The organism is Bacillus sp. IBL03825 (genome assembly GCF_024712505.1).
GTDB classification, from domain to species: domain Bacteria; phylum Bacillota; class Bacilli; order Bacillales; family Bacillaceae_G; genus Bacillus_A; species Bacillus_A wiedmannii.
In genome coordinates, this window is sequence record NZ_JAMXKE010000001.1 from 3,656,106 (window position 1) to 3,669,360 (window position 13,255).

The 13,255-nt window shown below is 36.6% G+C and carries 14 protein-coding genes and 1 pseudogene; 5 read left to right on the forward strand and 10 right to left on the reverse strand.

Annotated features, from left to right (window positions below; all coding sequences use genetic code 11):
* The first annotated feature begins 58 nt into the window (after positions 1–58).
* The 4 genes from NHG49_RS18635 (at position 59) to NHG49_RS18655 (ending at position 2,909) form a co-directional block, all read left to right on the forward strand.
* The gene (locus NHG49_RS18635) at positions 59–1,258 is read left to right on the forward strand and encodes a WXG100 family type VII secretion target (RefSeq protein WP_064477034.1); all 1,200 of its coding nucleotides are present in this window, start codon (positions 59–61) and stop codon (positions 1,256–1,258) included.
* Between the two features lie 12 nt (positions 1,259–1,270).
* A complete protein-coding gene (locus NHG49_RS18645; protein WP_064477035.1) occupies positions 1,271–1,570 on the forward strand; it encodes a contact-dependent growth inhibition system immunity protein in 300 nt (99 codons plus the stop codon).
* 63 nt (positions 1,571–1,633) lie between these two features.
* Complete coding sequence (locus NHG49_RS18650) at positions 1,634–2,611, forward strand: WXG100 family type VII secretion target (RefSeq protein ID WP_088047069.1); 978 nt, start codon at positions 1,634–1,636, stop codon at positions 2,609–2,611.
* Positions 2,612–2,624: 13 nt separating this feature from the next.
* On the forward strand, positions 2,625–2,909 hold the full coding sequence (locus NHG49_RS18655; protein WP_064477036.1) for a hypothetical protein: 285 nt from the start codon (positions 2,625–2,627) through the stop codon (positions 2,907–2,909).
* A 69-nt stretch (positions 2,910–2,978) separates the two neighbouring features.
* On the opposite strand, the gene NHG49_RS18660 is transcribed toward NHG49_RS18655, so the two are convergent.
* The 10 genes and pseudogenes from NHG49_RS18660 to hflX all read right to left on the reverse strand — a co-directional run bounded on the left by NHG49_RS18660 (position 2,979) and on the right by hflX (position 12,441).
* A complete protein-coding gene (locus tag NHG49_RS18660) occupies positions 2,979–4,034 on the reverse strand; it encodes an N-acetylmuramoyl-L-alanine amidase (RefSeq protein ID WP_258126420.1) in 1,056 nt (351 codons plus the stop codon).
* On the reverse strand, positions 4,031–4,270 hold the full coding sequence (locus NHG49_RS18665; protein WP_064477038.1) for a hypothetical protein: 240 nt from the start codon (positions 4,268–4,270) through the stop codon (positions 4,031–4,033). The genes NHG49_RS18660 and NHG49_RS18665 overlap by 4 nt, the downstream gene beginning before the upstream one ends.
* Positions 4,270–4,506, reverse strand: coding sequence for a hemolysin XhlA family protein (locus NHG49_RS18670; RefSeq protein ID WP_000348876.1), 237 nt, complete (start codon positions 4,504–4,506; stop codon positions 4,270–4,272). The genes NHG49_RS18665 and NHG49_RS18670 overlap by 1 nt, the downstream gene beginning before the upstream one ends.
* A 78-nt stretch (positions 4,507–4,584) precedes the next feature.
* On the reverse strand, positions 4,585–4,956 hold the full coding sequence (locus NHG49_RS18675) for a hypothetical protein (RefSeq protein ID WP_000184446.1): 372 nt from the start codon (positions 4,954–4,956) through the stop codon (positions 4,585–4,587).
* A 110-nt stretch (positions 4,957–5,066) separates the two neighbouring features.
* Entirely contained in the window at positions 5,067–5,342 is a 276-nt protein-coding gene (locus tag NHG49_RS18680; protein ID WP_064477049.1) for an AbrB/MazE/SpoVT family DNA-binding domain-containing protein, read from the reverse strand.
* Positions 5,343–5,359: 17 nt separating this feature from the next.
* Positions 5,360–7,804: pseudogene (locus NHG49_RS18685) on the reverse strand (phage tail spike protein); the annotation flags it as partial.
* Between the two features lie 151 nt (positions 7,805–7,955).
* Positions 7,956–9,290, reverse strand: coding sequence for a type I glutamate--ammonia ligase (glnA, locus tag NHG49_RS18690; protein ID WP_000135336.1), 1,335 nt, complete (start codon positions 9,288–9,290; stop codon positions 7,956–7,958).
* 48 nt (positions 9,291–9,338) lie between these two features.
* Positions 9,339–9,728, reverse strand: a complete 390-nt coding sequence (glnR, locus tag NHG49_RS18695; protein WP_000656785.1) for a transcriptional repressor GlnR — start codon at positions 9,726–9,728, stop codon at positions 9,339–9,341.
* A 174-nt stretch (positions 9,729–9,902) separates the two neighbouring features.
* Entirely contained in the window at positions 9,903–11,174 is a 1,272-nt protein-coding gene (locus NHG49_RS18700; protein ID WP_064477040.1) for a methionine gamma-lyase family protein, read from the reverse strand.
* The gene (gene hflX / locus NHG49_RS18705) at positions 11,167–12,441 is read right to left on the reverse strand and encodes a GTPase HflX (protein ID WP_064477041.1); all 1,275 of its coding nucleotides are present in this window, start codon (positions 12,439–12,441) and stop codon (positions 11,167–11,169) included. The genes NHG49_RS18700 and hflX overlap by 8 nt, the downstream gene beginning before the upstream one ends.
* Positions 12,442–12,533: 92 nt before the next feature.
* Between hflX and NHG49_RS18710 the strand changes: the two genes are divergently transcribed.
* Complete coding sequence (locus NHG49_RS18710) at positions 12,534–13,157, forward strand: trimeric intracellular cation channel family protein (RefSeq protein ID WP_064477042.1); 624 nt, start codon at positions 12,534–12,536, stop codon at positions 13,155–13,157.
* Positions 13,158–13,255 lie beyond the last annotated feature (98 nt).

Sequence of the window (13,255 nt, forward strand, 5' to 3'; positions counted from 1 at the left end):
TATATTCACATTTTTTTCTTCTTGCCTCATAATTTTAATCGGGAGCGTGAGGAAGAAAATGGTTCAAATAAAAATTACACCTGAAGAATTAGAACAAGTTGCAAAACGGGCTAATGATACTAAGCATGCATTAGAATCCATACATAATAATTTATGCAATCAAATTGATTACATGTGTTTTCAATGGACAGGTGCATCGAATCAAAACTTCGTTCAAATGTTTAACAATGCCAGACCATCCGTATTCACAGCTATCAATGCACTTGTGCATGTCGAAGAAGAATTAAAGAGAATTGCTGAAAAATTCCGCGTTGCAGATAGCGAAGATGTAACGACTCCAAAAGAAACTACACCTAGTAAATCACCTGAAAAATCTTTCTTAGGAAAAGTTTGGGATGGTATAGTAGACGGTACAGGAGCTGCTGTTGGAGATACAATCGACGGTATAAAAGCATTAGGTGACTGGGAAACTTGGAAAGGCATGGGCTACACTGTCACCCATTTAGATAAAGCTCTACCTGCTATGTGGGATGCGTTATCCGACTCTTATAATAAAGATGTGATAAATGGGGATGCAGAAACACGTGCAAGATGGGGATCGTATGCTTTAACACAAATTGGATTAGGTCTTCTTGGAGATAAAGGGGTCAGTAAGGCTGCAAATCTAGCACAAGGTGCTAAATTCTCTCAAGGCATCTCAAAAGCTGGACAATTATTTAATAAAGGCGATAATTTGGCTTTCACAGGCGGTAATGGTGTTACATCTGCATTTGATAGTGCTACTTTTAGACAAGCCGAAGAAAAACTTTCAACCTACCAGTTTGCTCAAGGTGAAAATACTACTACTGTGAAACCTGGTGATAGTAGTTCACTTGCCCCTGGAGGGGGCCTAGCTGCACACGAGGCTAGAGGTGGACATTTAATAGAAAGACATGTAGGAAAAACAGATGAAGAACTATTGCAAAGATTAGAAAGTAATTCTACAATAACAGGTGCGTCCACCTTTGCCGATAGAGCTACGGCTGAAAAAATAGCAAATGAAGTTTTAAGCAACCCGCAAAATACGGAAAAAATAAACAGATGGTTAAATAACCCTGACAGCAAGCCAACCTTACCCTTAAGATACCAAGGTACAGATATTACTGGTAGGCATGTTCCTAGAGGATCAGAAATTATCTCAGAAGTAAAAAATGCAAGAATTGTTTTAAAAAAAGAAAGAGATGGTAGTTTTATTATTACAGGATATCCAGAAAGATAGAGGAGAGTTTATATGAAAGATAAATACATACAATATGAAGAATTAAGTGATTTTTTAGCAGGAACTTTCCATCAAGATATTGAATCAATCGAATTCGCCATAAACGAATTTATCACTGAAGTTACTAATATATGTTTAGAGAATACTATTGAAGACATTACATCATTCCTACAAAGTGGTTTAACTGTTCATGAAAAAGAAGAATTCATTAAATATAATGCCGAAATTTATTTTCCTGCTTTAAACCTTACCCCTATAGAATGGCTAGAGCAAATAGTCGAACTCTTAAAAAGAGCATTAAAAAATAAATAGTAAGAACGGTTTTCGACCACCCTTTACAGGTGGTCTTTTACTTTTTTCTACGTGACACCTGAAATGCTAGAAGATGTTGCAAATCGTGCAAGTAATACCAGGATCGCATTAGAATCTATACATAATAATTTATGTAATGAAATTGATCATTTGTGTTTTCAATGGATTGGTGCCTCTAATCAACAGTTCGTTCAAATGTTCAATGATGCAAGACCAAAAGCTTTTACATCTATCAATTCAATTATACAAGTGGAAGAAGATTTGAAACGAATTGCTGAAAAATTCCGTAATGCAGATAATCAAGATGTTACATTGGAAGAAGGCGCAATGTGTGGTAGACCTTCTTCAGAGGACACAGGATTTGATGGTAAAAAATTAGCCAGAGATATAGCTGGTGAACTAAGTGGGGAATATGATATTCGGCGCGCTTGGAACGGTATTGATCCATCAACTGGAGAAAAACTTTCCACTTGGGAAAGAATTTTCGCTGGAGGAATGGCTGTAGCTGGTCTTACACCAGTTGGAAAAATTGCCAAAGTTGGAAAAGGAGTAAAAATGACTGCAAATGCAGTTGAAGCTGCTAACACTGCTAAAAAAGCTGAAAAGCTAAGAAATGCTACACAATACTCCACTCTTATTGAGGATAAAGTAATAGCGGTTGAAAAGCAAAACCTACCTGGAACTCTTGGTGCAACATTTAAAGATGGTAATTATAGAACAGTAAAAACAACAGAAGATATCAATTTTTACCGAGCATATGGTGGACAAGCTAAACCAAACGGAACATTTGTTACTACAGTTCCTGCGCCAAACAAAATTCAAGCAAAAAGAGATTTAGCGTTATTACCTGAATGGAAAAACACTCGACAATATGAAGCGGTAATACAAGCCCCAGAAGGTACAATATTACAAATAGGACGAGCTGAAAAACAAACAACTAGGTCTGGAACAATATTTAAAGGTGATGAAGACCAAGTATTATTACCATTCGGATATCCATCAGAATGGATCAAAGAAGTTAGAGAAATTCCAGGTAAATAGGAGGAGAATATATATGTTTAAAAATACAAATGTACTATTATGTCAAATCGAGATAGTAATTGAAATTACAAAAAATAAACAAAAAGAAAAAGAAGATCCATTCTATGAAGATTTACTAAAACGATTAAATCGTTTAGCTAATTATCTACAAAGTAACGATTATACTAATGACGGATTAGAATCTCGTCGAATTAAAGGCGCAGTGAGAGCCTATACTGATACCGGTCTCGTAAAAAGTTTTGACGACCCTCTACTTATTGAATTAGATAAATTAGAGACTATGCTAAATGAAAATTAACAATTCCTTTCAAATTATATTAATTGTAAATAAATAACAATAGACCACCTATTACAGGTGGTCTATTTTCTATTTCACATACACATAGGCTTCATTTGCTGTTAAATAATATATTTTCCCTTTGCAGTTGTGTACTTTATATAGTGATGATCCATTTACATTTACTTTAACATCAATAGTGAATCCTAACCCTACATCCACAGTACCAGCAACATCTTTATCCTGCCAAGATGCGGATTCATAGAAACGTAAATTGTTCACTTTAGAAATAACCCTCTTACCAGTTATAGTAGAAGCATCCGTCCCATTGTAACGGATGTATGAGGATTCATAATAAATCCATTGGTTACCACCAAGATTTAACCAGTTTCCTAATTTGCCCCATACTTTATAAGCCTGTCCTTTTTGTAGTTTATGAATAACACTATTATCTGTTGATGGTCCAGAACGAAGATTTACATTGTATCCCTCAATATACGCAACACCATTCACCTCTACTGTGCCAGTTATTTCATTTGGTTTCTGTGGTTTTGCATCCACTGTAACAGAATTCCCGTTATAAGCCTTTAACACGTCTGCTCGGAATTTCGCCTCTGATACACCATGACTACGAAGATAATCAAGTGGGTCTTCATGGTCTGTACCACCTAATTTATAAGTAATATCCTTATGTGTCCACAACCCTTTTGAAGGATGAATATTTCGTTCACGTAAGATTTCTCCTATTAACTCTACATATCGTTCGTAAGAACGTTTGAATTTCATCGGATCACTTGTTTCACACAATTCAACGTGAACAAATCTAGCATTAGCTGCCGGACCTGTACCCCATGCACGATATTTAGTAGATGCAATTTGAATCTTTTCATCCCAATCAACTGCGTAGTGAACAAACGCCGAACGCCATGTACGAGACTCATATTTTTGAATATTAATAGCTGGAGCTTCTGGGGTAGCTGTAGAATGAGCTACAACACCTTCATAAGCACCAACACCGTTACGGTATGGTTGTTTTCGTAAATCAGGAATAATTAAAACTCTATCAGCAAATACGTTTGTTCCAATTGATAATACTAAAATCATAGCAACAACTATAGACGAAATATGTTTCCACTTCTTTTTCATTTTACATCGGCATCCTTTTTTATAATTTTTGTGTGGTCAAATAATCCACTTGCTGACAGTCCAATAATGATTCCTTGAAATATATTTGTTTTGATATCTTGAGACAAAAAGAAAACGCCTAGCGTTATGCCAAGCGTTAAATTTAGTAACGGAACATATTTTGTTTGCATCCCAACTGTTTTTGCAATTTGTGATAGTCCTACGACAACACCAATCATTACCGTAATTTCAATCATTACATACCACCTCCTTTCAAGAAGAAGGTAAGAGCCGCTCCAATAAGCCCCCCAACAATAAGGCGTAAAATCCAAGTTGTATTAGCACTAATCTTATCTAATTGTTTATTGATATTGATAATGTCTTTCTCGTTACCTGTTGTCCGCATTTCTAAACTTTTAATCTCTAAGCGAATGTCCTTAATATCTTGCTTTATTTCTTGAACATCACTTCTCACCTCTTGCAAACCATCCATACCGTCCACCTCTTTCCAACCTCATAAATTATTTAAAATAAAAAAGCCTACTTTTCGTACGCTTTACTTTAAATCTATTTATTTAGTTCCTCCGTGTTTATCTGATGCCTCTATATGTTCCTTGATAGAAACCCCACTACCTACTTCTGTAGAAATCTCTGCTGCCGGATCCCCCGCTTTTATAATAGAAACTGTAATCGGACTACCTCTGAATAACTCAACATTAACGTTAAAATTGCTCGCAGTAATAATTCCGGCATTTACTAAGTTATCCACAACATCATCGATTTCCATAAATTTATTATCGTTCCCTGGCATCACATCTTCATTTGGAGCTGGGTTTTGAACTAATTGCATAACTAATTTCTCTAGTATTGGCATGATTTGATTGATAATTTGACTTTGTAATTGATTTTCCTCTGGACTTGTACTTTGGATTTGATTCGTCATTTTGTTATCTCCCCTTTTAGACAATAAAAAAGACCAACTTATGGCTGCTCTGGTTTCCTATTTATTCATTTTTATAGTCATACTCCTTTCAGTTGCGATTTGCTACTTCTCTATTCAGTAGGTACATTTTGTTTTTCCTGTGAAGCTTGTGTAATTCTGTCTAAGCAATCTTTGCAAATTTCCTGATTACCGATTCTTGTTGTATTTGTATTCACACCACAAATATCACAAAACCTTTCTTCAGTTCTAACGAACAGATTAGAAGTATCAGAGAATAATTCCACTTTTGTATTTGGTTTAATACCTGCTGTTTGCAACATATCCAATGGGATTTTGATTGTCCCATCTTCACCAACTGTTCCTAAAATACCTAAAAATTGACTCATTTCATTTTCTCCTTTCATCATTGTGAGCTACTTATAAAGTTCCATGCTTTTCCATCGTGGTAGTAAGCTCCAAACCCTCTATAACCATTCCTCATCCATAGAACCCCTTGTTGAGACAAAGAAATCTTTCCAAATGAGTTGAATAATATACCCGATGTTGAAATTGGTGACGTGAAGTTAACTCTCTTGGCTGTAAACCAAATTCCCTCTTGAGCTGTTATACCGATATTACCTGCATTCGTTAGACGAATATTACTCTCAGCGCCATTGTAATCTACATAGCGATAGTAAACGCCATTTCCATCTTTGTAGATACTTCCAAGGTTCCTACCAGTCCCATCACCTTCACCAAGAATTATATATGGGTTACGTGTTGTACTTTTTCTCTCATCTTCAAATCCCATCACAACTTTGGCAGATCCTTGGTTTACAAAACGAAGAACCTGATTTTCCATATGGAGGTATTCTTTTGTAGCACTTGTTTTGATAGTCATACCTTGGAGTAATCCAGCTTTTAACCAAGATGCTTCCACCCTACCCACCAAATCTATTAGATCAGCTGAAATATTAATCTTTTCTGCCGTTTGATTGATAGATGAAATGATTTCACCTTTTTTTACTGTACTTAGAATATTTTTCTCAGTAACTTGAATACGTCCTTCCATATTCCTTACAAAAGCATTCGTAGCAAATTTATCATTAGATTAAGTTTGTGTATAAACCTCTGTCTTTTTTGCTGCTAAATCAATACCTTTCTCATTAACACTAAAACGGTTATCGATTTGAGTCATCTTGTGATTGTATTGCTCAGTTGCTACTCTATTAGCTATATCTTCTAGCATTTTGTCAGCATCAGTTTGGTCTTTCGGATGTAACCAAAATTCTGTAGCTACTTTCCCACGCTGTAACATAGGCATGCGAAACCAAGCTCTACCATTTCTTTTTATGTATGGTCGAAATCTTACAAACCCAGTTCCTGCTGGAGCTTTAGCTGTACAAGTAGATCTAATCCAAGTATTGTTAATGATTTGAACCCTTTCTCTAGCAGTTGAAATTCTGGTTGCTTTATTTGATTACCAAAACTCCATCTCGATATACACACCATTATCAATAGGCACTTTCCCATCAGTGTTAAAGTAAGCCGAAATAACAATGTCTTCTGAAGGAGAACAATCTATAAACTGTCCAAAAGCACCCCACCATCTATCCTGATCTTGTCCCGTAGTGTGCATAGAAAACGAGTTGTATCCTTTATACTTTAGGTTTGGGTCTATAGCGTGCCCATTCGACCACCCCCAGTACTTGTTCCCTTGAGTAAAACCTGCATCGCGAATCTCATTGATGGCTCCAAGACCAACACCAAGCACTGAATTATCATAGAAATCTTGTATGATATTGTCGGGCATTGTAAATGTAGCGGACACCTTAACCCACTGACCTGTTATTGTTTTAGGAGTACGCATAATTCGTTTTGCTACAACATCATTGTCATTTGTTCCTGTAGCAGTAGTAACACCAAAGTTGTTAATATCAATTGCCGTCGGAATAACTTCGTTAGTGTAAATTTCATAGCTGATTGTTTATGTTCTGCCCACAAGTAACATGACATTTTTATTAGTATATAGAATGCCTTTCCAACTACCACTTGCCCCAGCAGGGATCGTTATTTACTACCATTTATTACCATCACCATGCTTTATGGTTGCTCCACCAGTTGCACCAAAGGATTTTTGTTTATAAAAGTTTTGACCACCAATTTTCATGCCGTCATACTTCTACTCAACACTTGTTAACTTTTCACTGATTTTACCCGCTTGCTCTTTAATTTCAGTTGTTGTTTTCCTTAAATCATTCGTCGTTTGCTGCACATCGGAAATTGTCTTTTTTGTACCTTCTACATTTGATTCAACCGTATTTAATTTATTACTAATATCAGTATCTTTTTTAGTTAACGATTCTATGGATTGTTTAAAACTGTTAGCCATTTGCTCAGATTTCGTTACACGTTCTGTAAGCTTTCCCTGTTCGTTTTGTACATTTGATACAGAAGTATTTATTCCTTTAATAGTAGTCTCGATTTCTACTGTTGTTTTAGTGAAATCAGTTGTGGATACTTGGTCTTCTGGTGCTGGTGTCCATGCAGTTGATATTGTGCCAATTTCTAATTTAAGCTTTTCAATTAACACTTCCCCCGTAAAATCACGTGCTAAAGCGTAAACTGAAATCTCCTTAATAGGCTTATCCATTACTACTGCACTTGCTGTGAACCTTTCCTGGTTATATTGTTTACCTAGGGTTAAATGGTTTTCTACGCGGCAACTTGGATAATGAAATGTATTGTCTGTAAAAGTAATCTTCACTTCGAAACCAGCCCATTTATTCGTTGTACCCCATGCAGTAACTCTACCTGTAAATAGGAAACTCATAGCAAGATTCTTACCCTGCATTAAGGATTCTATTTCGGGGTTTGAAGCTTATATGAATAATGTATTGGGGTAACTTTGATTTTTTTGTGGGTGTTTTGTGGGTGAATTACTCTTCTTTCAAATAAAAGTGTTTTACCCACAAAATAAAAAAACCCTCAACACGTTATGTGTCAAGGGTTTGAGCCACTTAGTATAGAGACATATATTGATCGCGTTCCCATTGGTGAACTTGTGTGCGGAAGATGTCCCACTCAATCTCTTTCGCTTCGATGAAGTGCTCAAGTAAATGGTCACCTAGTGCACCACATACTACTTCATTCGATTGCAATGTAATTAATGCTTGCGCTAATGTTGCTGGTAAGTCAACGATGCCTGCTTCTTCGCGCTCTTCTTTTGTCATTACATAGATGTTACGGTCTACTGCAGCTGGTGGAGTTAATTTGTTTTTAATTCCATCAAGACCTGCTGCTAATAATGTAGCCATTACTAAATATGGGTTTGCAGCTGGGTCAACACTACGTACTTCTACGCGTGTGCTAATTCCACGAGATGCAGGGATACGTACTAACGGGCTACGATTTTGTGCAGACCATGCTACGTAACAAGGAGCTTCGTATCCAGGTACTAAACGCTTGTAAGAGTTTACAGTTGGGTTTGCTACCGCTGTAAATGCTGGTGCGTGTTTTAAAATACCTGCGATGAAGTGACGAGCATCATCACTTAATTGTAAGTCACCGTTTTGATCGAAGAATACGTTCTCACCATTTTTGAATAGTGATAAGTTACAGTGCATACCTGAACCGTTCACACCATATAATGGTTTTGGCATAAATGTTGCGTGTAAACCGTGTTTACGAGCAATTGTTTTTACAACAAGTTTGAATGTTTGAATGTCATCACATGAACGAATTGCATTTGCATATTTAAAGTCAATTTCGTGTTGTCCTGGAGCAACCTCATGGTGAGACGCTTCAATTTCAAAGCCCATTTCTTCAAGTTCAAGAACGATATCACGACGACAGTTTTCCCCTAGATCCATCGGCGCAAGGTCGAAGTATCCACCGTTATCGTTTAATTCTAATGTTGGATTTCCTTTTTCATCTACTTTAAATAGGAAGAATTCTGGCTCTGGTCCAAGATTGAAATCTGAGAATCCTAATGCTTCCATTTCTTTTAATACACGCTTTAAGTTGTTACGTGGATCGCCATCAAATGGAGTGCCATCTGCATTGTAAATATCACAGATTAATCGAGCTACTTTGCCTTTTTCAGCTGTCCAAGGGAAAATTACCCAAGTATCTAAATCCGGGAATAAGTACATATCAGATTCTTCAATACGTACGAAACCTTCAATAGAAGATCCATCAAACATCATTTTGTTATCAAGAGCTTTTGTTAATTGGCTCACTGGAATTTCTACGTTTTTAATTACTCCTAAAAGGTCCGTAAATTGTAAGCGGATATACTTTACATTCTCTTCTTTCGCCAAACGGAAAATATCTTCTCTTGTGTACCTAGCCATTATAAATTCCTCCTTAGTCCCTCTAAACACCTTCAGAATCAGTTATCTTTAGTGAAAAAACCTTGAAATGTCACCTTGTCGCAATGAAGTCCGATTAAACCTACCTGTATGTTGTAGTTCATCTCGAAGTATTTTGCGAAGCTCAGTTTTTGAAATTTCTTTCGTTTCTTCTTTTACTTTCACTGTTTCTGTTTGATTTACTTTCATTAGTAACACTTGTTTAATACCAGCCATATTCAAGCCTTGATCTAATAAATCTTTAATCTCTAACAACTTATCTACATCGTTAAATGAAAATAATCTACGATTCCCCTTTGTACGGGTTGGAGAAACAAGATTATGCTCTTCATAGTAGCGAATTTGACGTGCAGATAATTGTGTTAAATCCATAACAATACCAATAGGAAACAGCGGGGCAGAACGTCTATCTTCTTTCATTGTTTTAGTTCCTCCTTCGCCTTAACTGCTTCTCATTTTATACCATGTTATGTTTAGTGTCAATAGATGTTAGCTTTTCTTACATGATTTTTTATAAATTTTTTCATTCTTTTTTCTAATGAAATATATTATTACTTTCACACGAAAAAAGCTGTCGAAATCGACAGCTTCTCCTTAAGAAATTGTTAATAATTCTTTTTCAATTAACGCATCAATTGCAGAACAAATCGCAATCTTTACATGTGAATAAGTTAACCCACCTTGCACGTAAGCAACATAAGGCGGACGAATTGGACCATCAGCTGACAATTCAATACTTGCACCTTGAATAAACGTTCCCGCAGCCATAATTACATCATCTTCATAACCGGGCATATAGTTGGCATATGGAGTGAAGTGAGAATTAATCGGAGATGCATATTGAATTGCTTGGCAGAATGCAATCATACGATCTTTATCATCAAATTGAACAGACTGAATTAAATCTGTTCTTGGTGCATTCCATGCTGGTGATGTATTCATTCCTAACTTCTCTAAAAATGCAGCTGTAAAAATCGCACCTTTTAGCGCTTGTCCCGCTACATGCGGCGCTAAGAAGAAACCTTGATACATTTCTTGTAGACTGTATAAAGATGCCCCTGCTTCCGCACCGATTCCTGGAGATGTTAAACGATATGCACATGCTTCAACATACTGTTCTTTACCAACAATGTAACCACCAGTTTTAACAATTCCACCACCAGGGTTTTTAATAAGCGAACCTGCCATTAAATCTGCACCAACATGACATGGCTCTTGCTCTTCAATAAACTCACCATAACAGTTATCTACAAACACAACAACATCAGGTTTAATTTCTTTAACGAATGCTATCATCTCTTTAATTTGAGAAATAGTAAATGATGGACGAGTAGCATAACCTTTTGAGCGCTGAATCCCAATCATCTTCGTATTACTATGAATTGCAGTCGCAACAGCTCCAAAATCAACAAGCCCCTCTTCAGTAAGCGGAACTGCATTATAACCAATATTATATTCTTTAAATGAACCTACACCTTTTCCGCGTACACCAACGATTTCTTCTAACGTATCGTACGGTTTGCCAGTGATGTACAATAGCTCATCTCCCGGACGTAAAATACCGAATAACGCTGTAGAAATAGCATGAGTACCTGAAATAATTTGCGGACGAACAAGACCAGCTTCCGCTCCAAATACATCCGCATACACTTTTTCTAACGTATCACGGCCAATATCATCATAACCGTAACCTGTCGTCGGAATAAAATGCGAATCACTAATTTTATGTTTACGAAAACTTTCTAATACACGAAACTGATTACTCTCAATTACTTCATCCGCGCGTTTATGTACTTCTGTAACCTGGCTCTCTACTTCTTTTACGATTGGAGCAATTTTTTCTCCATTTTTCAAACGATCAAACATTTTTATTTTCTCCTTCTTCCACTAAAAATCTCTTTAATTGCACATTAAGCGATGAATGAGCAAAAATATACCCTACGCAATCATATACAAATTTATCTTCCAGAAACTCCATCTTTGTTAATAGCGTTTCTGTCTTTAATAGCGTTAACAACTTACCTTCACTCGGTGGAATTTCCACTTGATAACGATTCATTTCTTCCTTCATTTTCGTTTCTATCGCTTCTTTTATATGCAATAAATCACTTTGTTCAAAGGCACTAGTCATTAAGAAGTCACTTTTCGGAAACGGAATAAAGTTTTGATGTAATTCATCTTTTTTATTATATAACGTAATAATAGGAATATGATTAATTTCAAGTTCTGACAATAATCGTTTTACTGTTTTCTCATGCCCTACATAATTAGGATCTGCTGAATCAACTACATGTAAAATAACATCCGCTTCACCAGCTTCTTCTAATGTCGAACGAAAAGCAGCAATTAATGACGTAGGTAAATCTTGTATAAAACCCACCGTATCAGTTAGTAATACTGTATAACCTGAAGGTAACGGCATCTTCCTTGTCGTCGGGTCTAGCGTTGCAAACAACAAGTTTTCTTCAAACGTATCTGCTTCCGTCAATCTATTAAACAGTGTAGATTTTCCCGCATTCGTATACCCTATTAATGAAACTTGAAATACTTTATTATTTTTTCTTCTCTCACGATATCTTTTTCGATGCTCCACAACAACCGCAAGTTGTTTCTTTATTTCATCAACGCGTGATCGAATATGGCGACGATCCGTCTCAAGTTTCGTCTCACCCGGCCCTCTCGTTCCAATACCACCACCAAGACGTGATAACGACAATCCTTGCCCCATAAGACGCGGCATTGTATATTGCAACTGAGCTAATTCTACTTGAAGCTTACCTTCCCTCGACTTCGCACGTTGCGCAAAAATATCTAATATTAGTTGCGTTCGATCAATTACCCTCGCATCTAATACTGAGGATAAATTCCGAATTTGACTCGGCGTTAATTCGTTATTAAATACGATAACATCCGGTTCTAATTCTTCCGTTAACATTGTAAGCTCTTCTAATTTACCTTTACCTATATAAGTCGCCGGATGAAACTTCGGTCGTTTTTGCGTTGTAGACACTAATAATTCTGCTCGTGCAGTCTTCGCTAGCGATGCAAGCTCTTTCATGGAATGCATAAACTTTTCATCATCATCTTGTGGCAATTGACAGCCTACTAATATGACTTTTTCTTTTTCTTCCATCAAATATGTTCACTCATCCTTTTCGAAATTTAAACCTTCTAATATAATAGCAGAGGAAGCACATTTCATCTAGTTAGCGGGGGAGAAAATTCATGGCATGGGAGATTTTTAGCATCATAGGCACAATCGCTTTCGCACTAAGCGGAGCCATTGTTGCAATGGAAGAAGATTATGATATTTTCGGAGTTTATATTTTAGGAATGGCAACCGCATTTGGGGGAGGTGCCCTTCGTAATTTATTAATCGGTTATCCGATTGTCGCGCTTTGGCAACAAGACATGTTATTCCAAATCGCACTACTATCAATGACGATTATTTTTCTTTTTCCTAATAAATTAATTAGACACTGGAAAAAGTGGGAAAATATCACTGATGCTATCGGCTTATCAGCATTCGCCGTACAAGGAGCATTATATGCTCAAAAATTAAATTTACCAATTAGCGCTACAATCGTAGCAGCTGTTTTAACTGGTATTGGCGGTGGTATCATCCGCGATCTTTTAGCCCGCAGAAAACCTCTCGTCCTTCGAGCTGAAGTATATGCCTTTTGGACGATTCTAGCAGGTTTCTTAATCGGTGCTCAAATTATTGTTAGCGATTGGGCTCTATATACCTTATTCATTTTAATTGTTTGCTTCCGCATGGTTTCTATTCATTACAAATGGCATTTACCGCATAGACGCATCGATACAAAGGAACGTTCAATGCATAAATAGTAATCTAACCTCTTTACATATCGTAAAGAGGTTTTTCTTTTCTAATGAGTTTTTCTTTACAAAATGTTTATACTAATCCTCAAAGCGAGGTGAATACA